The sequence below is a fragment of the Streptomyces sp. NBC_01465 genome, from assembly GCF_036227325.1.
Lineage (GTDB): Bacteria > Actinomycetota > Actinomycetes > Streptomycetales > Streptomycetaceae > Streptomyces.
Map to the genome: position 1 here is coordinate 617,636 of NZ_CP109467.1, position 19,788 is coordinate 637,423.

The window sequence follows — 19,788 nt, forward strand, 5'->3', positions numbered from 1 at the left end:
CCCTTGAGGAGAGCCATGAGCGACAACAGCCTGCGCCTGGTGTGGGTCTACCCCGACCTGCTGTCGACCTACGGCGACCAGGGCAATGCCCTGGTCGTGGAGCGCCGGGCGCGTCAGCGCGGCCTGGACGTCGCGCGCATCGACGTACGCAGCGACCAGCCGGTGCCCACCTCGGGCGACATCTATCTGATCGGCGGCGGTGAGGACCGGCCGCAGCGCCTCGCCTCCGAGCGGCTGCGCCGTGACGGCGGGCTCAGCCGGGCCGCCGCCAACGGCGCGATCATCTTCTCGGTCTGCGCCGGGTACCAGATCCTCGGCCACGAGTTCATCAACGACCTCGGCGAGCGCGAGCCGGGCCTCGGCCTGCTCGACGTGATCTCGACCCGCGGCGAGGGCGAGCGGTGCGTCGGCGACGTGCTGGCCGACATCGACGACCGGCTCGGGCTGCCGCAGCTGACCGGTTTCGAGAACCACCAGGGCATCACCCACCTCGGCCCCTCCGCCCGCCCCTTCGCACGAGTGCGCCTCGGCAACGGGAACGGCACGGGGGACGGCACCGAGGGCGCGTACAACGACACCGTCTTCGGTACGTACATGCACGGCCCGGTTCTCGCCCGCAATCCGCAGATCGCGGACCTGCTGCTGAAGCTGGCCCTCGATGTGAACGCGCTGCCGCCCACCGACGACCGGTGGTACGAGGCGCTGCGCGCCGAGCGCATTGCATCCGCAACGCAGCCCGCATGACGCATTGTTCGCTCTTCTGAGCGAAGTCCAGCAGGCGGACGCCCGGTTCGGTCCCGCCACCCTGCGCCGGTAGGGTGGCGGGGATCCAACCGGACGACGTGGTCCGGTCATCGGCCCACGTTGCAAAGGTTTTTCGGGCAATGCGAATTGGTGTGCTCACCTCCGGCGGGGACTGCCCCGGCCTCAACGCCGTCATCCGATCGGTCGTTCACCGTGCCGTCGTCGACCACGGCGACGAGGTCATCGGCTTCCACGACGGGTGGCGGGGCCTCCTCGAGTGCGACTACCGCAAGCTCGACCTCGACGCGGTCGGCGGCATCCTCGCACGCGGCGGCACCATCCTCGGCTCCTCCCGCGTCCAGCCCGCGCACCTGCGCGGCGGCGTGGAGACGGCCAAGGGGCACGTGGCCGACCTGGGACTCGACGCGATCATCCCGATCGGCGGCGAGGGCACACTGAAGGCCGCCAACCTCCTCTCCGAGGCGGGGCTGCCGATCGTCGGCGTACCGAAGACCATCGACAACGACATCGCGTCCACCGACGTGACGTTCGGTTTCGACACCGCCGTCGGAGTCGCGACGGAGGCCCTCGACCGGCTGAAGACCACCGCCGAGTCGCACCAGCGGGTGCTGATCGTCGAGGTCATGGGACGGCACACCGGGTGGATCGCACTGCACTCGGGCATGGCGGCCGGTGCGCACGCCATCGTCGTCCCCGAGCGCCCCTTCGACATCGAGGAGCTGACCGAGCTGGTCGGCAAGCGATTCTCGGCCGGCAAGAAGTTTGCGATCGTGGTCGTTGCAGAGGGTGCCAAGCCGCGCGAGGGAGGCTCGATGAGCCTCGACGTGGGCGTCAAGGACATGTACGGCCACGAGCGCTTCACGGGGATGGCGAACCAGCTCTCCGTCGAGCTGGAGGAGCGCCTCGGCAAGGAGGCCCGCCCGGTCATCCTCGGTCACGTCCAGCGCGGCGGCACGCCCACCGCGTACGACCGCGTCCTTGCCACCCGCTTCGGCTGGCACGCCGTGGAGGCCGTGCACCGCGGCGAGTTCGGGATGCTGACCGCGCTGCGCGGCACCGACATCGTCATGGTCCCGCTCGCCGAGGCCACGGAGACGCTGAAGACGGTTCCGGCCGAGCGGTACGCCGAGGCCGAGTGCGTGCTCTGATTACGCCCCATTCGTAAGGAACTGCCCCCGGTCGCAGCTGCGGCTGGGGGCAGTTCTACTCTGGTGCGGACCATATGGCACGAATCAGGAGCGAGTGGATGGATCACAGCGGGCACGGCATGAACATGGATCTGCCGCCGTTCACGCTGGGGCGGGGGCTCGAATTCTCCGCGGACCCCTTCTTCCTGATCGGCTGCCTGGCGGGGCTCGCGCTCTACGGCTGGGGTGTGGTGCGGCTGCGCAGGCGCGGCGACAGCTGGCCGGTGCACCGGATCGTCCTGTTCACGCTCGGCGTGCTGAGCGTCGCGCTGGTGATGTGCACCAAGCTCAACGACTACGGCATGGTCATGTTCAGCGTGCACATGGTGCAGCACATGGTGATCTCCATGCTCTCCCCCATCCTGCTGCTGCTCGGCGCCCCGGTGACCCTGGCCCTGCGCGCGCTGCCGGTGGCCGGGCGGGGGAAGCGCAAGGGGCCGCGCGAGTGGCTGCTCGCGCTGCTGCAGAGCCGGTACATGAAGATCGTGACGCATCCCGCGTTCACCATCCCGCTGTTCATCGCGAGCCTCTACGCGCTGTACTTCTCGCCGCTGTTCGACTTCCTGATGGGCAGCAGGACCGGGCACCTCGCGATGATGGTGCACTTCCTGGCCGTCGGTCTCGTCTTCTTCTGGCCGATCATGGGCGTGGACCCGGGCCCGCACCGGCCCGGCTATGTGATGCGGATGCTGGAGCTCTTCGCGGGGATGCCGTTCCACGCCTTCTTCGGGATCGCGCTGATGATGGCGACGGAGCCGATGATCTCCACGTACAAGAACCCGCCCTCCTCGCTCGGGATCGACGCGCTCGCCGATCAGAGCGCGGCGGGCGGGATCGCCTGGGCGTTCAGTGAGATCCCCTCGGTGCTCGTGCTGATCGCGCTGGTCTTCCAGTGGTACCGCTCCGAGCAGCGCATCGCACGGCGCTCGGACCGGGCCGCGGACCGCGACGGCGACAAGGAACTGCAGGCGTACAACGCATATCTGGCATCACTGCAGACGCGCGAGCAGTAGCGGAGCGGGCACGCTCCGGGTGACGATGGCCCCCTCCACTCGAAGGAGGGGGCCATATTCATGACCGGTTCCACGAAGGCGATGGGTGTAGTGACCGTGGGCGCGCTGGTCGCCGTGACCGGCTACACGGTGGTGTTGGGCAGCAACGGCTGGCTCTGGTTCAGCTGGGTGGTGCTGGGGCTCTCGACGCTGGGGATGGTCGCGTCCCGCGGCAACTGACCCAGAGGCTCAGAAACGGAAGACCGGGCCGGTCACCGCGTCCAGCACACAGGCGTTGGCGAAGGTCTTGTGCCAGGCGGTGGGGCGGCCGCGCCAGGTGCCCGTCGCGCCGACGGTCACCGGCGCGTACTCCTTGGTGCACGCGTGCGGGTCGCCGGGCAGCCGGTCCAGGTCGCCGCCCGCCTCGTCGAGCGCCTCGCAGGCGGCCCAGGCGTCCGGGTGGTGGGTGGTGTCGTCCGCCGGGCACTGCAGCAGTACGCCGCGGATCCAGGTGTTCTCGTCGCCGGTGACCGTGAGGAAGAGACCTCGCGGAGGGGTGGGCTCCGCCTGGGCGGGGGCGGCCACTGCGAGGGCGACGAGGGCTGCTGCGGCGAGGGGTGCGGCGATACGCATGAGGGGGCTCCTGGGGCTCGCGGTACGGATGTGATGTCACGGGGCGAGGCCAGGGCACCGTCCGGCGTCGGCGCGCGGCAAGCGGCCACGCCGGTCCTCCCTCGTACGAGCTGGGCATCTCCCCCTGTCAGCGGCTTCCGCAGGAGGTCCCGCAGCGACTACTGTGCGTCGGCACCGCATCACGGGGAGGGCAGGGCCGCAATGTTCTACTACGTGCTCAAATACATCTTTCTGGGGCCTCTGTTGAGAGTCCTCTTCCGGCCCAGGATCGAAGGGCTCGAGCACATCCCGGAGGACGGCGCGGCAATCGTCGCCGGGAACCACCTCTCGTTCTCCGACCATTTCCTGATGCCGGTCGTCCTGAAGCGGCGGATCACCTTCCTCGCCAAGCAGGAGTACTTCACCGGTCCCGGCATCAGAGGCCGGCTGACCGCCGCGTTCTTCCGCAGCGCGGGTCAGATCCCGGTGGACCGGTCCGGCAAGGAGGCGGGGCAGGCCGCCGTCCGCGAGGGGCTCGGGGTGCTGCGCAAGGGCGAGTTGCTGGGGATCTATCCCGAGGGCACCCGCTCGCACGACGGCAAGCTCTACAAGGGCAAGGTCGGGGTCGCCGTGATGGCGATCAAGGGGCAGGTGCCGGTGGTGCCGTGCGCGATGGTGGGCACCTTCGAGATCCAGCCGCCGGGACGGAAGCTGCCGAAGATCAAGCGCGTCACGATCCGCTTCGGGGAGCCGCTCGAATTCGCGCGATACGCGGGCATGGAGAACGAGAAGGCCGCTCTGCGGGCGGTGACCGACGAGATCATCTACGCGATCCTCGGGCTCTCCGGACAGGAGTACGTGGACCGATACGCGGCCGACGTGAAGGCCGAGGAGGCCAGGAAGTTCCTGCGCCGGCCCTTGAGCTGACGGCGAAACACCCTGGTCGCGAAGATCAGTCCCTGCCTACGGTCGGTCCATGAGCAGAGGAACAGCGTTTGTGGTCGGGGCGACAGGACTCCTGGGACGGTCGACGGTGCCCGCGCTTCTCGCCGACGGCTGGGAGGTGCGGGCGGCCTCGCGCGGCGGCGTACGCGACGCGAGCTGGCCCGAGGAGGTACGGGCGGTCGCCGTCGACCGCAATGAGGAGGGGGCGCTGGCGGCGGCTCTGGGCGAGGGCTGCGACGTCCTGGTGGACATGGTCGCGTACGGGAAGGAGCACGGCCGGCAGCTGTCCGGGCTCGCCGACCGCATCGGCTCGGCCGTGGTGATCTCCAGCCTCTCGGTGTACGAGGACTCCGCGGGGCGGAGCCTCGCCACCCAGGGCGAACCGGACGGCGCTCCGCGCTTCCCGGTACCGATGGCCGCGACGCAGAACACCGTGGGCGCGGACGACACGACGTACCCCGGGCGGAAGATCGCGCTGGAGCAGGAGCTGCTGGCGAGCCCGCTGCCCACGACGGTGCTGCGCGCCGGTGCGATCCACGGGCCGCACTGCAAGGCGCCGCGTGAACTGTTCTTCGTCAAGCGGGCGCTGGACGGGCGGCCGGTGCGCATCCTCGCCTACGGGGGCCGCAGCACCTTCCACCCGGTGCACACCTCCAACATGGCGGAGCTCATCCGTCTCGCCGCGTCGAAGCCGGGCACGCGCGTGCTCAACGGCGGCGATCCGCAGCCTCCGGCGGTCGCGGAGATCAGCGCGGCGATCGACGAAGTCCTGGGCGTACGGAGCGAGATCGTCACGGTGGAGGGCGCGCCGCCGGAGAAGACCGTCGGGGCGACCCCGTGGAGCGGTGCGCACCCGATCGTCCTCGACATGGCGGCCGCTGAGCGCGAGTTGGGCTACCGGCCGGTGACCTCGTACGCCGACTCCCTGCCCGTGACCGTCGCCCTGCTGGCCGAGCGGCTGCGGGGCGCGGACTGGCGGGTGGCCTTCCCCGACATGGCCAGGACGTACGACCCGCACGGCGACCTCTTCGACTACGCGGCCGAGGACGCCTGGCTGGCCGCGCGCTGACCGCGGCACGGAGGGGCCGGCCGGATCGCTCCGACCGGCCCCTCTGCGGCTCGACCTACGGCACGGGGGTGGCGTGCGGGGTGCACGTCACGTCGTGGCTGTCGGTCTTGCCGGTGAGCAGGTAGCTGTCCACCTTGGAGTTGATGCACGGGTTGACCAGACCGGTCACACCGTGCGAACCCGCGTCCTTCTCGGTGATCAGACGCGATCCCTTGAAGGCCTGGTGCAGCTTCACGGCGCCCTCGTACGGGGTGGCCGCGTCACGCTGGGACTGGACGATCAGGACCGTCGGAAGCCCCTTGCCGGTCTTGACCTTGACCGGAGTCTGCTGCTTGGTGGGCCAGGTGGCACACGGCAGGTTCATCCAGGCGTTGGACCAGGTCAGGAACGGGTACTTCTTGTTGAGCTCGGTGTTGTCCTTGTCCCACTTCTTCCAGCTGGTGGGCCACTTGGCGTCCGCGCACTCGACCGCCGTGTAGACCGCGTTGCCGTTCTCCGCGGAGGCGTTGCCCGCGATGTCCGACATGTCGGGGCCTGCGGCGTCGACGAGCGCCTGGGTGTCACCGGCGACGTACTTGCTCCACGTGGAGGCGACGGGCACCCACGAGGAGTCGTAGTACGGGGCGCTCTGGAAGAAGCCGAGGAGCTCGGCCGGTCCGACGACCCCGCCGATGGGGGCCTTCTTCGCGGCAGCGCGCAGCTTCAGCCAGTTGGCCTCGACCTTCGCGGGGGTGTTGCCCAGGTGGTAGACGGAGTCGTACTTGGCGACCCACGCCTCCCAGTCGTTCCAGCGGCCCTGGAAGGCCACGTCCTGGCCGAGGTTGGCCTCGTACCAGATGTTCGACTGCTCGGGGTTGACCACGCTGTCGACGATCATGCGACGGACGTGGCTCGGGAAGAGCGTCCCGTAGACCGCGCCGAGGTACGTGCCGTAGGAGACGCCCAGGTAGTTGAGCTTCTTCTCACCGAGCGCGGCCCGGATGACGTCCAGGTCGCGTGCGGTGTTCGGCGTGGTCATCTGCGGCAGCAGGTCCTTGTCGCTGCGCTGGGCGCAGCCGTCCGCGTAGGCGGCGGCCAGCTTGCGCTGGACCAGCTTGTCGGCCTCGCTGTCGGGGACCGGGTCGGCCTTCGGAGCCTTGACGAACTCCTGCGGATCGATGCAGGAGATCGGCGCCGAGTGGCCCACACCGCGCGGGTCGAAGCCCACGAAGTCGTACGCCTTCGAGGTGTTCGTCCAGAGCGGGTTCTTGTTGGTGACCCGGGTCGGGAAGCGCATGCCCGAGCCGCCGGGGCCGCCCGGGTTGTAGACCAGCGCGCCCTGGCGCTCGGCCGCGGTGCCGGTGGAGACCGCGCGGTCGACGGCGATCTTGATCTGCTTGCCGTTGGGCTTGGCGTAGTTGACCGGGACGGTCACCCAGCCGCACTGGATCGGCTTCGAGAAGCCCCAGTCCGCCGGACAGTCCTTCCAGTCGATGCCGGTCTTCGCGGCCTTCGCGGCCGCGATCGCGGCGCCGTAGGCCTCGATGTTGCTGCTGGAGCCGTGACCGCCTCCGTGGTGACGGCCGTCTGCCGTCGCCGGGACTGCCATGGCACTCGCTATGAGGGTCGCCGCGGCGGCGATCGCGCCGGCCGAGCCGAGCACTGCGGTGCGTCTCAAGTGGTACCTCCCCCTCCGTGAAGCGCCGCTTGTGGCGGCGCGTCTCTGTACGTACCCGGGGATCCTCGCGCCTGAAGTGCACCCGCCAACAGGTCGTACGGATGTTTCTTTACCAATCCGATAGCCGGACCCGCCGGTCCCGCTGAGCGGTGCGCCCGGAGATTTCCGTCAACTCCCCGGCATGGAACGGACATTACGGGTGACTCGGATGTCCCCGAGACTCAAGGAGTGCTCATGTCCGGTTACGGAACCAGCGCATCGCGCCGTGAGTCGCGCACCAACGGCCTGGCCGTCGCGGGCCTCGTCTGCGGCATCGTCGGCCTGCTCATCTTCAATGTCGTCCTCGGCCCGCTGGCCATCGTGTTCGGTGCCGTGGGCCTGAAACAGGCAGCCGTCAAGGGTGGTCGCGGGATGGCGAAATCCGCGGTGATCCTCGGCATCGCCGACCTGGTGATCTTCGGCATCCTGCTGGCCGTGGCCGCGTCCAACGGTGGATTCAGCTGGTACGTCGGCAGCTGAGCCGGCGGCTGACGGTCCGCGTCACCCGGCCTCGTCCCGCAGTACGCCGTCGAGCAGCCTGCGCAGCAGGAGTGCGTCGGCGGCGACTGCCGTGACGAGGACGGCCGGGCCGGCCAGGGGGGCGAGGACCGCTGTCTCGGACAGCATCCTCGCCTCCGGCTTCTTCTCCTCGAACGCCGGGTCCACGAGGAGGAGTTGGCCGACCGCCCGGTGCCCGGCCAGGACGGCGCCGCCGTCCCAGCCGCCGGGTGCGCCGGGGCCGTAGCTCAACTCCTGGTCCAGGAGCGGGCGTCCGGCGCGGTGCACGGTGAGCCGGGTGGTGAGGGTGCCGGGGGTTTCGCCGTGGCGGCCGAGGATCTGCTCCTCGCGGTAGACCAGGCGGGCAGTGGGGGCGAGGTCGATACGGGTCCGCATCCGCAGATCGCTTCCGTACGCGGAGATCAACTGCTCGGGCAGCCAGGACAGTTCCGCGTCCTCGCCGACCGTGAGCCGTACGTCGTACGTGGCCCGGTCGGCGTCCCGGCCCGGGAGTGCGATCGTGGCCGCCGCCGAGTCGACGGCGAGCCGCGCCCCGGCCCCGACCTCGGCCTCGATCGCAAGCCGGTCGCCGCCGAGCGGCGCACTCATCGCACCGACGACGGTCACTTTGGCCCCGGCCCCCGGTGCACGCGTGCGCCGCAGGGCGAGGGGCCCTGCGCTCTCCAGTACGGGGAGCAGGGTGGCCCCGCCCTCGCCCCGGACCGCTGAGACGCGGGCGGTGGCCCTGATGCTCATGCCGCCCAGCCGGCGAGCTGCTCACGCACCCAGTCGGTGACGGGCTTGACTCCGTCCTCCGCCTTCAACGAAGTGAAGGCGACGGGCAGTTCGCCGCGCTGCGCCGCCGCGTCGCTCGCCATCCGGTCCAGGTCGGAGCCGACGTACGGGGCGAGGTCGGTCTTGTTGACGACGAGCAGGTCGGCCGTGGTGACGCCGGGTCCGCCCTTGCGCGGGATGTCGTCGCCGCCCGCCACGTCGATGACGAAGATCTGGGCGTCGACCAGGCCCTTGGAGAACGTGGCGGTGAGGTTGTCGCCGCCGGACTCGACGAGGATCAGATCGAGCGGCCCCACGGCGTCCTCCAGATCCTCGACGGCTTCGAGGTTGGCGGAGATGTCGTCGCGGATGGCGGTGTGCGGACAGGCCCCGGTCTCGACGGCCTGGATGCGCTCGGGCGGCAACACCGCGTTGCGCAGCAGGAATTCGGCGTCCTCGCGGGTGTAGATGTCGTTGGTGACGACGGCGATGGACAGCTCGGCGCGCAGCGCCCGGCAGAGGGCGGCCACGGTCGCGGTCTTCCCGGACCCGACGGGCCCACCGAGCCCGATCCGCAGCGCGCGCCTGCGCCCGTCGGGCCGGGTGGCATCGGCGCTGACGGCCGCGGGTCCTTCGTGGGAGTGGTCGAGGTGCATGTGCGGCTCCTTGGGTGGTGCACGTTCTTACGATGCGAAGAGGCGTACGGGCCAGGCCGCATGGGCCTCGGCCATGATGTCCAGCAGGGGCGCGGAAGGGGCGGGCAGTTCCTCGATGCCACCGCGCGCCATCTCGGCCGCCTGCCGGGCGACCTCGTCCATCTCCGGTGCCAGGCGAGCCAGTACCGCCGTCGCGTCGAAGGGGTCGAGGCTCAGCAGGCGTACCACCGCCGTCGCGGGGCTGCTCACCGTCTCGTACGCGACACAGTGCGCCGCGTCCTGCGGGCCGAGACCCGCCGCCCGGGCGGCGAGGCCGAGGACGACGGGCTGGTGGGCGCCGCGCGGGCGGGCCGCGGCGAGGGCGTCGAGGTCCGGGGACGGCCAGGTGGCGCGGGCGGCCCGCATCATCTGGCGGCCCAGCTTGCGGGCCGTCGCCCGCAGTGCCGGTGAGGGTGTCCGCGCGTCGGCCGCCTCGTCGAGGCCGAGCGGGTCGAGTCCGAGCGCGGCCGCGGCGGCGAGTGCCGCCGCGGTGAGCCCGGTGGTGTGCAGTCGGCCCCGGCAGAAGGCGGCCAGGTCCCGGGCGTCACGGATCCGCCCCGCGCGGACGGCCGCCTCGGCCCCGCCGGAGTGGGCGTGGCCACCGGCAGGGAACCGGCCGTCGGCGAGGACGAGCAGTGCTGCGCGGCTCATCAGAAGAGGAAGTAGCGCTGGGCCATGGGCAGTTCGGCGGCGGGCGCGGGCTCGACCGCCACCCCGTCGATGGTCACCGTGAAGGTGTCCGCGTCGACGGCGACCCGCGGCAGCGCGTCGTTCTCCCGCATGTCCGCCTTGGTGACCCCCCGGGTGGAGTGGATCGGTACGAGCTGCTTGCCGAGCCCGAGCCGCTCCTCCAGACCATCGTCGATGGCCGTCTGCGTGACGAAGTTGTACGAATTGGCCGCGGGCGCCCGCCCCTTGGCCCCGAACATCGGGCGCGGCATGACCGGCTGCGGGGTCGGGATGGAGGCGTTGGCGTCGCCCATCTGTGCGTACGCGATCTGTCCGCCCTTGATCACAAGCAGCGGTTTGACGCCGAAGAAGGCGGGTTCCCAGAGCACCAGGTCGGCGAGCTTTCCGCTCTCCACGGAGCCGATCTCGTGGTCGAGGCCCTGGGCGACGGCCGGGTTGATCGTGTATTTGGCGACATAGCGACGCGCCCGGTGGTTGTCCGCGCGCCCGTCCCCCGGCAGCGACCCGCGCCGCTTCTTCATCACGTGCGCGGTCTGCCAGGTCCGCAGGGCGACTTCGCCGACGCGCCCCATCGCCTGGGCGTCGGAGGAGATGATCGAGATGGCCCCGAGGTCGTGCAGGATGTCCTCGGCCGCGATGGTCGAGGGCCGGATACGGGACTCCGCGAACGCCAGGTCCTCGGGAACGGACGGGTTGAGGTGGTGGCAGACCATCAGCATGTCGAGGTGTTCCTCGATGGTGTTGACGGTGTGCGGCCGGGTCGGGTTGGTGGAGCTGGGCAGGATGTACGGCTCCGAGACGACCGTGATGATGTCCGGCGCGTGACCGCCGCCCGCACCCTCCGTGTGGTACGCGTGGATGGAGCGCCCGGCGATCGCGGCAAGGGTGTCGCCGACGAACCCGGCCTCGTTGAGGGTGTCGGTGTGGATGGCGAGCTGGGCGCCCGTCTCGTCGCAGACCCTCAGGCAGGCGTCGATGACGGCCGGCGTCGCCCCCCAGTCCTCGTGAATCTTGAACCCGAGTGCACCGCCCCGCAGTTGGGAGTGCATCGCGTCGCGGGACATGGTGTTGCCCTTGCCGAGCAGCCCGATGTTGACCGGGTACTCCTCCAGCGCCTCGAACATCCGGGCAAGGTGCCACTGGCCCGGAGTGATGGTGGTGGCCTTGGTGCCCTCGGCGGGCCCGGTGCCGCCGCCCACGAGGGTGGTGACGCCCGCCGACAGCGCCTGGTCGACGATGGTCGGCGAGATGAAGTGGACGTGCGCGTCGACCGTGCCCGCGGTGAGGATCCTGCCGTTGCCCGCGATGACCTCGGTCTCGGGGCCGATGACCAGATCGGGGTCGACTCCGTCCATGGTGTCGGGGTTGCCGGCCTTGCCGATTCCGGTGATCCGTCCGTCGCGGATGCCGATGTCGGCCTTGACGATGCCCCAGTGGTCGAGGATGACGGCGCCGGTGATGACGGTGTCCGGTGCGCCTTCGGCACGGGTCGTACGGGACTGGCCCATCGACTCGCGGATCACCTTTCCTCCGCCGAACACCGCCTCGTCGCCCGCGAGTCCGGGCCCGCCGGAGCGGTCCTCCTCGATCTCGATGAGCAGATCGGTGTCGGCGAGGCGTATCCGGTCGCCGGTGGTGGGGCCGAACAGATCGGCGTACACGGCACGGGAGAGCTCAGGCATCGAGGGATCCTCCGGTCTCTCCCCGCAGGCCGGGAATGATGCGCGCCCCGGTGAAGGGGACCAGCTGGACGTCGACGGGGATGCCGGGCTCGAAGCGCACGGCGGTGCCCGCGGCGATGTTCAGCCGCTGCCCGCGGGCGGCGGCGCGGTCGAAGTCCAGGCCCGGGTTGGCCTCGGCGAAGTGGTAGTGGGAGCCGACCTGGACGGGCCGGTCGGCGGCGTTGAGGACGGTGAGGCGGGTGACGGGGCGGCCCTCGTTGAGGGGCACGGGCGTCTCCGCGTACAGGATCTCTCCGGGAATCATCGGCGTCGCTCCCCCGTCAGGCGATCGGCTCGTGGACGGTGACGAGCTTGGTGCCGTCCGGGAAGGTCGCCTCGACCTGTACGTCGTGGATCATCTCGGGGATGCCGTCCATGACGTCGTCGCGGGTGAGGATCTTGCGCCCCGATGCCATGAGTTCGGCGACGGTACGTCCGTCCCTGGCGCCTTCCAGGATGTGCGAGGTGATCAGCGCGATCGTCTCGGGATGGTTGAGCCGCAGCCCTCGCGCCCGGCGCTTCTCGGCGACATCCGCTGCCACATGGATGAGCAGGCGTTCCTGCTCATGCGGGGTCAATTGCACGCTTCCACCTCACCGTTTCCCTCACTGGCTGTTCGCGCACAGTAGGGCGGAAGTTTTTCCGGGGCGTTAACTGGAGCTTTGAACGCGCACGACCACGGGCGTACGGGCACCGCTCCCGTATACGGAGTCAGGGCTCGCGGTGCTCCGCCGCGATGCCGAAGCGGCTGCGCCCGCGTTCGCCGGGAGCGGACGGAAACGAACGCACGGAGGAGACCGAGCTGATCACCTGCTCCTCCGCGACCTCCGACTCGCTCTCGAGTCGCTCCAGGTCAGCGGCGGAAACCAGGGCGACGAGCGGCTTGCCGTGGCGTGTGACGACCACCCGCTCGCCTCCGTAGACGACGCGGTTGATCAAGTCGGCAAGCTCCGCACGGGCTTGCGTCACCGGAATCTCGTAGGACATGCTCCCCATCATAACGCCCTGTACGTCCTGTACATTTTTTACAGAGGCGCCGCCCGAGGAGAGGTATGCCCATGCACGGCCCCGCCGCCCCCAGTGCCCGCTATGTACTGCCCGAGTTCACCGAGCGCACGACCACGGGAACCCGCACCCTCGACCCCTACTCGAAGCTGTTCGAGGAGCGGATCATCTTCATCGGCACCGCCGTGGACGACACCTCGGCCAATGACGTGATCGCGCAGTTCATCCATCTCGAGTACGCCGCCCCCGACCGGGACATCACCCTCTACATCAACTCGCCGGGCGGCACGGTCACCGCCATGACCGCGATCTACGACACGATGCAGCTCGTCACCTGCGACGTGGCGACCTTCTGTCTCGGCCAGGCCGCCTCGACCGCCGCCGTGCTGCTGGCCTCCGGCGCCCCGGGCAAGCGGGCGGCGCTGCCGGGTGCGCGGGTCGTCGTACAGCAGCCCGCCATCGAGGAGCCCGTCCACGGGCAGCCCTCCGATCTGGAGATCCAGAGCCTGGAGCTGCTGCGCATGCGGGAGCTGATGGCTTCGATGCTGGCGACGCACACGGGCCACAGCCCGGAGCAGATCGCCGCGGACATCGAGCGGGACAAGGTCTTCGACGCCGTCGCGGCCAAGGAGTACGGACTGGTCGATCACGTACTGGCCGCGAGGTGACCCGCGGATGCTGCCACCGGAATTGCCGCCGCTGCCCGCGCTGACGCGCGCCGAGGGCGAGTTCATCGACAGCTATCTGGAAGTGGTCGACCAGCTGGGACGGATCAACCCGGCCCGCGGCCACGACACTTACGGGGCGCTGCGGGCCGCCCAGGCCCTGGTCGCCCGGGCCGCCGCACTCCGTGACGCCCTGACGCTGATGCACACCCGGGGCGAGGACCGGCTCCACGCAGGGACCCTGACGACGGCCCTGCGGGTGCTGGACGGGGAGCGCCGGGCGGGGCGGGTCACCGTGCCGCCCCCGTCGGGGAGTTGATCCACCTCCCCCGGATGGCGTAGACGGGCGTAGCCGCTGCGTACTAAATGAGTTGCGCAGCCCACCTAGGCGTAGTACGGAATGATCGATTCCGCACCTGGTGCGGCGGTCGTCGGGGGCTCGACACTCGACACCGCCGGAGCTCTGTCCACCCGAACGGGGCAGTCGTGACGAGCCTCACATACGGCAGGTAACGCTCGGAAATCCGACACTTCATGGGTCAAGATCCCTGCAGACGACAAGCCCCCGCCACCTCGGCGGGGCGGTCCGGGCGGACGTCGAGTCCTGCCGCCGTCCCGGACGTCTGGTCGACAGGAGTGCATCGGCAGGAGTGGAGGACCCAGGCAGTACGGGTCCGATCCGAGTTCGGGGTCGGCCCTTGGGGTGAAGCCGCCAGCAGGCGGCCGGGCATCTTCGCCAGTCCGAATCCGACAGGTCATCCTTCACAGGCGGTTGACGAAGGGTTGCGCATGACTGCGCGGATTTGTGTTCCGTCCCTGCTGTCCCGGACCAGCGCCGTAACGGTGCTCACTGCCGCCGCTGTCGGTGGCACACTGCTGGCGCCGGGAGCCGCATCCGAGGCCCAGGCGGCCACGCTCGCGACGAAAGCACTGAACGTCGCCGCATCGAAGAAGGGGTCTCCGTACAAGTACGGGGCCGCCGGCCCGTCCCGGTTCGACTGCTCGGGGCTGACGCTCTACTCGTACAAGAAGGCGGGCAGGAGCCTGCCCCGCACGGCACAGGCGCAGTACAACAAGGTGCGCCACATCTCGTCCGGCAGCCGCACCCGCGGCGACCTGGTCTTCTTCCACTCCGGGCGGAGCGTCTACCACGTCGGGATCTACGCCGGCAGCGGGAAGATCTGGCACTCTCCGAAGACCGGCTCCGTGGTCAAGCTGGAGAAGATCTGGACGAAGAGCGTCTGGTACGGACGCGTGCGCTGACGCCGGGGCCCACCGGCCGGGGGCATGACCTCCGGCCGGCGGGATACTCGCTCCGGCATGACTGACGAGGGTCCCGGACCGGAACGCGACGAGACACGCATGGAGCGTGCCGACCGCAATTTTGTCGAGCTGCTCCAGGAACTCAGGGTCGTCCAGACCGGCGTCCAGTTCCTCTTCGCCTTCCTGCTGACCCTCGCCTTCACCACCCGTTTTCCCGAGCTCGACTCCTTCGAGCGCGGGACCTATGTGACGACCCTGCTGCTCACCGTGGTGGCGGCAGGGCTCTTCACCGCACCGGCCGCCCTGCACCGCGCCCTGTTCGGGCAGGGCGCGAAGGAGCGGATCGTGACGGTGTCCTCGCGGCTCGCGGGCACGGGGATGGCGGTGCTGGCACTCGCCCTGGCGGGTGCGGTGCTGCTGGTCGTCGACGTCGTCCACGGGATGCCGGAGGGCATCGCGGCGGGGGCGGGGACTCTGCTCGTCTGCGGCGGGCTGTGGGCGCTGCTGCCGTGGCTGGTCGGACGCGGGCTCAGTGAGACGCGGAACCGGCCACCAGGATGACTCCGAGACCGGCCAGCGCGGTCCCGGTGACACCCTCGACCGTCCTGGCCGTACGCGGCCGCCGCAGCCAGTGCCCGAGCCGGTCCACCAGCAGCGCCACGGCGGGGAACCAGACGAGGGCGAGTGCCACCACGATCGAGGCCAGCAGGAGCGTGCGCGGAAGGACCGGCGCCCCGTGCGGGACGAACTGGGGCAGCAGGCTCAGGAAGAGCACCGGCGCCTTGGGGTTGAGGACATTGGTGAGGAAGCCCTGGCGCAGGCACCGGCCGATGCCGTCGGTGGCCTTCTCCTCGCTCTCCGGCAGGGCGGGCGCGGGGCGGATCACGCTGTGGAGTGCGCGGCAGCCGAGATAGAGGATGTAGATCCCGCCCGCGATCTGGAGCGTACGGAAGAGGACGGGCACTGCGACGAGGACGGCCGCGAGGCCCGCGACAGCCAGCGCGGTGTGCACGAGCAGGCCCCCTGCGACGCCGACCGCGCAGGCGACACCGGAGCTGCGGGAGGCGAGTGCGTTCCGTACGACCACGGCGAAGTCCGCGCCGGGCATGGCGACCATGCCGGCGGCGACTCCGGTGAATGCGAGCAGTTGAGCGTCCATGCAGTACAGCCTGGACCGTGCGAGGCCTTAACGTGTACTTGCAATCTTCTGGGTCTGCCTAAAGGAACGCTTATGTACGACCCGACGCGGCTCGCCGCGCTCGTGGCCGTCGCCGAGGCCGGTTCGATCACCCGGGCCGCCGCGCGCCTCGGTTACACCGCGCCCGCGCTCTCGCAGCAACTCGCCAAGCTGGAGCGGGAGTCGGGCGCCACTCTGCTCGTACGACACCATCGCGGCGCCAAGCTGACGGCGGCCGGTGAGCTGCTGGCCGCGCGGGCCCGTACGGTGCTCGACGAGATGGACCGGGCCCGCCACGAGCTGTCCCGGCTGGCCGGGCTCTCCGGCGGCCGGCTGAAAGTGGGCACCTTCACCACCGCGGGCATCCATCTGCTGCCGCCCGTGCTGAGCTCCTTCCGCCGCGCCCATCCGGACGTGGAGCTGACCCTCGCCGACTACGAGCCGCCTCAGGGCGTGAGTGCGGTGGCCGCGGGCGACGCGGACCTGGCGCTGACCCATGCGTACGACCCCGCCGCTTCCGCGCCGCCGCCCTCGGGGGTGGCGCTGGAGACGCTGCTGGTGGAGGAGCTGGTGCTGGTGACCGCGCCGGGTCATGTACTGGCCGGTGGGGCGGGGCGGCTGCCGGTGGCCGATCTCGCCGGGCAGCCGCTGATCAGCAGTGCGCCCGCGCATCCGCCCCGCCAGGGCGTGGAGTCGGCGCTGGCCGCGGCGGGGGCGACGCCCGCCGTGGTGTGCGAGACGCCGGGGTACGCCCTGGTGTGCGCGCTGGTCAGTGCGGGGATCGGGGTGGCGGTGGTGCCGGAGATGGTCGCGGCGATGTCGGCGACGCCGCTGGGGGTGCGTCAGCTGGAGCCCGCCGCGTACCGCCGTACGATCTCGGTCGCGTACCGGACGGGCGAGGAGAGCCCGGCCGCCGACACGCTCCGGGCCCTGCTGCGGGGAGGGTTCGGGCGGGGCTAGCCGCCGACCGCCGCCGTCCACGGCAACGCGATCCAGACCGTCTTTCCGCCTTCGGGGGTGGGGGTGACGGTCAGCCGCCCGCCGCACTCCGCGGTCAGCCAGCGGATGATCACCATGCCGCGGCCGTTGTCCTGCTGGACGGCGGCCGGCAGCCGCTGGGGCCATCTCGGGTGACTGTCGGTGACGCCGATGCGCAGTTGCTCGTCGCGGTCGAGCTGGACGTCGACCGTGAAGGTGGGCGACTGCCCGAAGGTGTGCTGTACGGCGTTGGTCGCCAGTTCCGAGACGATCAGCCGGACCGTGTCGGAGATCTCGGCTTCGGTCGGGAGTCCCCATTCGGCCAGCACATTGGCGACATAGCGACGCGCGGAGGATACCGAGCCCGGCTCGCTCGGCAGAGTGACGGATGCTTCCTGGTGGTCTGCCATGGCGACGCTGTCCCTTTCCCACCGGGGCCGGCTCCGACGAATTGCGGATGTCCTTCGAGGACGGCCTCGGACTGTGCTTCGCGCCAGAGTGCCACTCATCGTGCCGCCATCGGCGGCGATCCACCAAGATGTGCATATATCTGTCGCCCGAAGTGATGAACTCTGCTACGAGAGACCGTATTTGGGCGGCAGACTGGCCCATCGCCGCGTGGCAGAAGTGTGAGGAGAAGCCCATGGGCAACGGTCCTGCGGTGCGACGCCGCAAGCTGGGGGAGGAATTGCGGAATCTGCGGCTGCGGGCCGGATTCACCAGCAGTCAGGCAGCACAACTCGTCGGCTGGCACCAGTCGAAGATCAGCCGGATCGAGACGGGCAGCAGCGGGGTGAAGAGCGCCGACGTGGCGCTGCTCCTCGACGCGTACGGGGTGCACGATCCGGGGCAACGGGCGCTGTTCACCGCGCTGTCGGGCGCGGGCGGCAGCGAGGGGCCCCACTGGTGGCACGCGTACCGCGGTCTGTTGCCGCCGCAGTACCGCGATTTCATCAGCCTGGAGTCGCAGGCGCACACCGCGCGGACCCTGGAAACCGTTGCGGTGCCCGGGCTGTTGCAGACACCCGAGTACGCACGGGCCGTCACCCGCGCCTCGCTGCAGCAGCTGCCGGAACTGCCGAAGGACACGGTCGACTCACTGGTGGACGTACGGGTGGCCCGCCAGGAGGTGCTCAGGACGGAGTGCCCGCTCGATCTCAGCGCCGTCATCGACGAGGCCGTGCTGCGCCGGCCGGTCGGCGGCCGCGGGGTGATGGCGGAACAGCTGCGCCATCTGACGGAGACCGCTCAACTGCCGCATGTACGGCTGCAGGTACTGCCCTTCGCCATCGGCGGCTACGTCGGAATGACCGGTCCTTTCATTATCTTCTCCTTTCCGAACATTGCTGATCTGGATGTGGTTGTTCTCGACCATTTGACGAGTAGCCTCTACCTCGAGCGGAAAGAAGACCTTGAGGCGTACAGCGCCGCGTTCCGCACCATTCAGGCGCTCGCTCTTCCGCCACAACACTCATTGGAGCTCATCGCCGGGATCGGTGACGGCGTGTAAGGGGAGGCATCATGTCCGCGCATCATGCGAACACCTCTTCCAGCACTTCCACTTCTCTGTACGGCGCGCAATGGCGGCGCAGCAGCCGCAGCACAGGAATGAACAACTGTCTCGAGGCGGCACGGCTCGGCTGCGGCCGGCTGGCCGTACGCGATTCCAAGAATGTCTCGTTCCCCGCGCTGCTCTTCACGCCCGGAACGTGGACCACCTTCCTCGCCGCCGTGCGCAACGAGGCGCCCGGCAGCCTGGGTTGACGGCTACGCGACCGGCGCGGTCGCGATGATCGTGTCCACCGCCGCGCCGATCTGACGATCCGTCAGGTCGGCGCGTGCGGTGAGCCTCAGCCGCGAGATGCCGTCCGGCACCGACGGCGGACGGAAACACCCGACGGCCAGACCCGCACTCCGGCAGTCGGCGGCCCACCGCACCGCGGAGTCCGCGGACGGCGCCTGCACGGAGACGACGGCAGCCTGCGGCCGCAGCGCGGTCAGACCGGCGGCCGTCAGCCCCTGGTGCAGCGAGCTCGCCACCGTACGGACACGCACCGCGAGGGCGGGTTCGGCGCGCAGCAGCCGCAGCCCTGCCAGGGCCGCCCCGGCCGCGGCCGGGGCGAGGCCCGTGTCGAAGATGAACGTGCGGGCGGCGTTGACGAGATGGTCGATGACCCGGGCCGGTCCGAGGACCGCGCCGCCCTGACTGCCCAGCGACTTGGAGAGGGTGACGGTGGCGACCACGTCCGCGTCGCCCGCCAGGCCCGCCGCGTGGACCGCGCCCCGGCCGCCCGCGCCGAGAACGCCCAGACCGTGTGCGTCGTCGACGAGCAGTGCGGCATCGACCTCCCGGCATACGGCCGCCAGTTCGGGCAGTGGCGCGGCGTCGCCGTCGACGGAGAAGACCGAGTCGGTGACGGCGAGCGCGCGGCCACCGTGCGCCTGGAGCGTCTTGCGTACGGCCTCGGGATCGGCGTGCGGGACGACGGCCGTCTCGGCGCGCGAGAGCCGGCAACCGTCGACGATCGAGGCGTGGTTGCCCGCGTCGGAGACGATCAGTCCGTCGCGGGCGGTGAGCGCCGTGAGCGCGGCCAGGTTGGCGGCGTAACCGGAGGAGAAGACCAGGGCGGCCTCGAAGCCGCAGAACTCGGCCAGTTCGCGCTCGAGTTCCGTGTGCAGCTCGGTCGTGCCGGTGACGAGACGCGAGCCGGTGGCCCCCGCGCCCCAGCGGCGGGCGGCCTCGGCGGCCGCACCGGTCAGTTCCGGGCGGCGGGTGAGCCCCAGATAGTCGTTGCTCGCCAGATCGAGCAGGTCCGACACCGCGGGGCGCGGGCGCAGGGTGCGTACGAGACCGGCCGCCTCGCGCCCCCGGGCCGCTGCGTCGATCCAGTCGAACCCTGAGAACGCGTCGGAAGACTCACCAGGCATGGCCGTTCCTTTTGTAGGCAGTCCACAGACCCTAGCGGCGGCCGCCCGAGGTCAGGGTGTGGCAATACACACACCCTGAACAGGGTCTCTTGTTCAAATCCTCCTTGGCGGCGCATGGTGCCGTACGC

At 70.3% G+C, this 19,788-nt stretch carries 26 protein-coding genes and 1 riboswitch; of the genes, 14 read left to right on the forward strand and 12 right to left on the reverse strand.

Features of this window, described 5'->3' with window-relative positions:
* Positions 1-15: 15 nt before the first annotated feature.
* The 4 genes from OG707_RS02660 (at position 16) to OG707_RS02675 (ending at position 3,184) form a co-directional block, all read left to right on the forward strand.
* Positions 16-744 (forward strand): type 1 glutamine amidotransferase, encoded by a 729-nt coding sequence (locus tag OG707_RS02660; protein ID WP_329113888.1) that lies wholly within the window; start codon positions 16-18, stop codon positions 742-744.
* A 140-nt stretch (positions 745-884) separates the two neighbouring features.
* A complete protein-coding gene (locus OG707_RS02665) occupies positions 885-1,913 on the forward strand; it encodes a 6-phosphofructokinase (RefSeq protein WP_329113890.1) in 1,029 nt (342 codons plus the stop codon).
* 98 nt (positions 1,914-2,011) lie between these two features.
* Positions 2,012-2,965, forward strand: a complete 954-nt coding sequence (locus OG707_RS02670) for a cytochrome c oxidase assembly protein (protein WP_329113892.1) — start codon at positions 2,012-2,014, stop codon at positions 2,963-2,965.
* A 60-nt stretch (positions 2,966-3,025) separates the two neighbouring features.
* Positions 3,026-3,184, forward strand: coding sequence for a hypothetical protein (locus OG707_RS02675; protein WP_329113894.1), 159 nt, complete (start codon positions 3,026-3,028; stop codon positions 3,182-3,184).
* Positions 3,185-3,193: 9 nt separating this feature from the next.
* Here OG707_RS02675 and OG707_RS02680 read toward each other — a convergent pair whose 3' ends face one another.
* The gene (locus OG707_RS02680) at positions 3,194-3,577 is read right to left on the reverse strand and encodes an SSI family serine proteinase inhibitor (protein WP_329113896.1); all 384 of its coding nucleotides are present in this window, start codon (positions 3,575-3,577) and stop codon (positions 3,194-3,196) included.
* Positions 3,578-3,778: 201 nt separating this feature from the next.
* Here OG707_RS02680 and OG707_RS02685 point away from each other — a divergent pair, with 201 nt between their 5' ends.
* Together OG707_RS02685 and OG707_RS02690 are read left to right on the forward strand one after the other, a co-directional pair.
* Positions 3,779-4,483, forward strand: a complete 705-nt coding sequence (locus OG707_RS02685; protein ID WP_329113898.1) for a lysophospholipid acyltransferase family protein — start codon at positions 3,779-3,781, stop codon at positions 4,481-4,483.
* A 49-nt stretch (positions 4,484-4,532) separates the two neighbouring features.
* Positions 4,533-5,570, forward strand: a complete 1,038-nt coding sequence (locus OG707_RS02690) for an NAD-dependent epimerase/dehydratase family protein (RefSeq protein ID WP_329113900.1) — start codon at positions 4,533-4,535, stop codon at positions 5,568-5,570.
* A 55-nt stretch (positions 5,571-5,625) separates the two neighbouring features.
* Here the strand turns inward: OG707_RS02690 and OG707_RS02695 are convergent, their stop codons facing one another.
* The gene (locus OG707_RS02695) at positions 5,626-7,227 is read right to left on the reverse strand and encodes an alpha/beta hydrolase (RefSeq protein WP_329113902.1); all 1,602 of its coding nucleotides are present in this window, start codon (positions 7,225-7,227) and stop codon (positions 5,626-5,628) included.
* 234 nt (positions 7,228-7,461) lie between these two features.
* On the opposite strand from OG707_RS02695, the gene OG707_RS02700 reads away from it, so the two are divergent.
* A complete protein-coding gene (locus OG707_RS02700; protein ID WP_329113904.1) occupies positions 7,462-7,746 on the forward strand; it encodes a DUF4190 domain-containing protein in 285 nt (94 codons plus the stop codon).
* 21 nt (positions 7,747-7,767) lie between these two features.
* Here OG707_RS02700 and OG707_RS02705 read toward each other — a convergent pair whose 3' ends face one another.
* From OG707_RS02705 to OG707_RS02735, 7 genes are all read right to left on the reverse strand, one after another.
* Positions 7,768-8,520: an urease accessory protein UreD gene (locus OG707_RS02705; RefSeq protein WP_329113906.1), complete on the reverse strand. Its 753-nt coding sequence runs from the start codon at positions 8,518-8,520 to the stop codon at positions 7,768-7,770.
* Complete coding sequence (ureG, locus tag OG707_RS02710; RefSeq protein WP_329113907.1) at positions 8,517-9,194, reverse strand: urease accessory protein UreG; 678 nt, start codon at positions 9,192-9,194, stop codon at positions 8,517-8,519. Before ureG ends, OG707_RS02705 begins: the two co-directional genes overlap by 4 nt.
* A 27-nt stretch (positions 9,195-9,221) precedes the next feature.
* The gene (locus OG707_RS02715) at positions 9,222-9,884 is read right to left on the reverse strand and encodes an urease accessory protein UreF (RefSeq protein WP_329113909.1); all 663 of its coding nucleotides are present in this window, start codon (positions 9,882-9,884) and stop codon (positions 9,222-9,224) included.
* On the reverse strand, positions 9,884-11,605 hold the full coding sequence (locus OG707_RS02720; RefSeq protein WP_329113911.1) for an urease subunit alpha: 1,722 nt from the start codon (positions 11,603-11,605) through the stop codon (positions 9,884-9,886). The genes OG707_RS02715 and OG707_RS02720 overlap by 1 nt, the downstream gene beginning before the upstream one ends.
* Positions 11,598-11,909, reverse strand: coding sequence for an urease subunit beta (locus tag OG707_RS02725; RefSeq protein WP_329113913.1), 312 nt, complete (start codon positions 11,907-11,909; stop codon positions 11,598-11,600). The genes OG707_RS02720 and OG707_RS02725 overlap by 8 nt, the downstream gene beginning before the upstream one ends.
* 16 nt (positions 11,910-11,925) lie before the next feature.
* Positions 11,926-12,228, reverse strand: coding sequence for an urease subunit gamma (locus OG707_RS02730; protein ID WP_329113915.1), 303 nt, complete (start codon positions 12,226-12,228; stop codon positions 11,926-11,928).
* 127 nt (positions 12,229-12,355) lie between these two features.
* Positions 12,356-12,631: a type II toxin-antitoxin system Phd/YefM family antitoxin gene (locus OG707_RS02735; protein WP_329113916.1), complete on the reverse strand. Its 276-nt coding sequence runs from the start codon at positions 12,629-12,631 to the stop codon at positions 12,356-12,358.
* 71 nt (positions 12,632-12,702) lie between these two features.
* Here OG707_RS02735 and OG707_RS02740 point away from each other — a divergent pair, with 71 nt between their 5' ends.
* The 4 genes from OG707_RS02740 to OG707_RS02755 all read left to right on the forward strand — a co-directional run bounded on the left by OG707_RS02740 (position 12,703) and on the right by OG707_RS02755 (position 15,138).
* Positions 12,703-13,317, forward strand: a complete 615-nt coding sequence (locus OG707_RS02740) for an ATP-dependent Clp protease proteolytic subunit (protein WP_329113918.1) — start codon at positions 12,703-12,705, stop codon at positions 13,315-13,317.
* A gap of 7 nt (positions 13,318-13,324) precedes the next feature.
* Positions 13,325-13,633, forward strand: a complete 309-nt coding sequence (locus tag OG707_RS02745; RefSeq protein ID WP_329113920.1) for a hypothetical protein — start codon at positions 13,325-13,327, stop codon at positions 13,631-13,633.
* 291 nt (positions 13,634-13,924) lie between these two features.
* A riboswitch (cyclic di-AMP (ydaO/yuaA leader) is annotated at positions 13,925-14,100 on the forward strand.
* Positions 14,101-14,103: 3 nt separating this feature from the next.
* Complete coding sequence (locus OG707_RS02750; RefSeq protein ID WP_329113922.1) at positions 14,104-14,577, forward strand: C40 family peptidase; 474 nt, start codon at positions 14,104-14,106, stop codon at positions 14,575-14,577.
* A 57-nt stretch (positions 14,578-14,634) separates the two neighbouring features.
* Entirely contained in the window at positions 14,635-15,138 is a 504-nt protein-coding gene (locus tag OG707_RS02755) for a DUF6328 family protein (protein WP_329113924.1), read from the forward strand.
* On the opposite strand, the gene OG707_RS02760 is transcribed toward OG707_RS02755, so the two are convergent.
* Entirely contained in the window at positions 15,107-15,736 is a 630-nt protein-coding gene (locus OG707_RS02760) for a LysE family translocator (protein ID WP_329113926.1), read from the reverse strand. The genes OG707_RS02755 and OG707_RS02760 overlap by 32 nt on opposite strands.
* Positions 15,737-15,808: 72 nt before the next feature.
* Between OG707_RS02760 and OG707_RS02765 the strand changes: the two genes are divergently transcribed.
* Positions 15,809-16,714 carry a LysR family transcriptional regulator gene (locus tag OG707_RS02765; RefSeq protein ID WP_329113928.1) on the forward strand — a complete coding sequence of 302 codons (906 nt, stop codon included), beginning with the start codon at positions 15,809-15,811 and terminating at the stop codon, positions 16,712-16,714.
* Here the strand turns inward: OG707_RS02765 and OG707_RS02770 are convergent.
* Positions 16,711-17,142, reverse strand: a complete 432-nt coding sequence (locus OG707_RS02770; protein ID WP_329113930.1) for an ATP-binding protein — start codon at positions 17,140-17,142, stop codon at positions 16,711-16,713. The two genes, OG707_RS02765 and OG707_RS02770, sit on opposite strands and share 4 nt — an antisense overlap.
* 233 nt (positions 17,143-17,375) lie before the next feature.
* Between OG707_RS02770 and OG707_RS02775 the strand changes: the two genes are divergently transcribed.
* Both OG707_RS02775 and OG707_RS02780 read left to right on the forward strand, forming a co-directional pair.
* Positions 17,376-18,242: a helix-turn-helix domain-containing protein gene (locus OG707_RS02775; RefSeq protein WP_329127588.1), complete on the forward strand. Its 867-nt coding sequence runs from the start codon at positions 17,376-17,378 to the stop codon at positions 18,240-18,242.
* An 11-nt stretch (positions 18,243-18,253) separates the two neighbouring features.
* Positions 18,254-18,496 (forward strand): DUF397 domain-containing protein, encoded by a 243-nt coding sequence (locus OG707_RS02780; RefSeq protein WP_329113932.1) that lies wholly within the window; start codon positions 18,254-18,256, stop codon positions 18,494-18,496.
* A 3-nt stretch (positions 18,497-18,499) separates the two neighbouring features.
* Here OG707_RS02780 and OG707_RS02785 read toward each other — a convergent pair whose 3' ends face one another.
* Positions 18,500-19,660 carry an 8-amino-7-oxononanoate synthase gene (locus tag OG707_RS02785; RefSeq protein WP_329113934.1) on the reverse strand — a complete coding sequence of 387 codons (1,161 nt, stop codon included), beginning with the start codon at positions 19,658-19,660 and terminating at the stop codon, positions 18,500-18,502.
* Between the last annotated feature and the right edge of the window lie 128 nt (positions 19,661-19,788).

Bases quoted from the DNA above. Each gene is read 5' to 3' on its own strand.
- OG707_RS02660 (WP_329113888.1), top strand. From the start codon at position 16: ATGAGCGACAACAGCCTGCGCCTGGTGTGGGTCTACCCCGACCTGCTG.
- OG707_RS02665 (WP_329113890.1), top strand. From the start codon at position 885: ATGCGAATTGGTGTGCTCACCTCCGGCGGGGACTGCCCCGGCCTCAAC.
- OG707_RS02670 (WP_329113892.1), top strand. From the start codon at position 2,012: ATGGATCACAGCGGGCACGGCATGAACATGGATCTGCCGCCGTTCACG.
- OG707_RS02675 (WP_329113894.1), top strand. From the start codon at position 3,026: ATGACCGGTTCCACGAAGGCGATGGGTGTAGTGACCGTGGGCGCGCTG.
- OG707_RS02680 (WP_329113896.1), bottom strand. From the start codon at position 3,577: ATGCGTATCGCCGCACCCCTCGCCGCAGCAGCCCTCGTCGCCCTCGCA.
- OG707_RS02685 (WP_329113898.1), top strand. From the start codon at position 3,779: ATGTTCTACTACGTGCTCAAATACATCTTTCTGGGGCCTCTGTTGAGA.
- OG707_RS02690 (WP_329113900.1), top strand. From the start codon at position 4,533: ATGAGCAGAGGAACAGCGTTTGTGGTCGGGGCGACAGGACTCCTGGGA.
- OG707_RS02700 (WP_329113904.1), top strand. From the start codon at position 7,462: ATGTCCGGTTACGGAACCAGCGCATCGCGCCGTGAGTCGCGCACCAAC.
- OG707_RS02705 (WP_329113906.1), bottom strand. From the start codon at position 8,520: ATGAGCATCAGGGCCACCGCCCGCGTCTCAGCGGTCCGGGGCGAGGGC.
- ureG (WP_329113907.1), bottom strand. From the start codon at position 9,194: ATGCACCTCGACCACTCCCACGAAGGACCCGCGGCCGTCAGCGCCGAT.
- OG707_RS02715 (WP_329113909.1), bottom strand. From the start codon at position 9,884: ATGAGCCGCGCAGCACTGCTCGTCCTCGCCGACGGCCGGTTCCCTGCC.
- OG707_RS02720 (WP_329113911.1), bottom strand. From the start codon at position 11,605: ATGCCTGAGCTCTCCCGTGCCGTGTACGCCGATCTGTTCGGCCCCACC.
- OG707_RS02725 (WP_329113913.1), bottom strand. From the start codon at position 11,909: ATGATTCCCGGAGAGATCCTGTACGCGGAGACGCCCGTGCCCCTCAAC.
- OG707_RS02735 (WP_329113916.1), bottom strand. From the start codon at position 12,631: ATGTCCTACGAGATTCCGGTGACGCAAGCCCGTGCGGAGCTTGCCGAC.
- OG707_RS02740 (WP_329113918.1), top strand. From the start codon at position 12,703: ATGCACGGCCCCGCCGCCCCCAGTGCCCGCTATGTACTGCCCGAGTTC.
- OG707_RS02745 (WP_329113920.1), top strand. From the start codon at position 13,325: ATGCTGCCACCGGAATTGCCGCCGCTGCCCGCGCTGACGCGCGCCGAG.
- OG707_RS02750 (WP_329113922.1), top strand. From the start codon at position 14,104: ATGACTGCGCGGATTTGTGTTCCGTCCCTGCTGTCCCGGACCAGCGCC.
- OG707_RS02755 (WP_329113924.1), top strand. From the start codon at position 14,635: ATGACTGACGAGGGTCCCGGACCGGAACGCGACGAGACACGCATGGAG.
- OG707_RS02760 (WP_329113926.1), bottom strand. From the start codon at position 15,736: ATGGACGCTCAACTGCTCGCATTCACCGGAGTCGCCGCCGGCATGGTC.
- OG707_RS02765 (WP_329113928.1), top strand. From the start codon at position 15,809: ATGTACGACCCGACGCGGCTCGCCGCGCTCGTGGCCGTCGCCGAGGCC.
- OG707_RS02770 (WP_329113930.1), bottom strand. From the start codon at position 17,142: ATGGCAGACCACCAGGAAGCATCCGTCACTCTGCCGAGCGAGCCGGGC.
- OG707_RS02775 (WP_329127588.1), top strand. From the start codon at position 17,376: ATGGGCAACGGTCCTGCGGTGCGACGCCGCAAGCTGGGGGAGGAATTG.
- OG707_RS02780 (WP_329113932.1), top strand. From the start codon at position 18,254: ATGTCCGCGCATCATGCGAACACCTCTTCCAGCACTTCCACTTCTCTG.
- OG707_RS02785 (WP_329113934.1), bottom strand. From the start codon at position 19,660: ATGCCTGGTGAGTCTTCCGACGCGTTCTCAGGGTTCGACTGGATCGAC.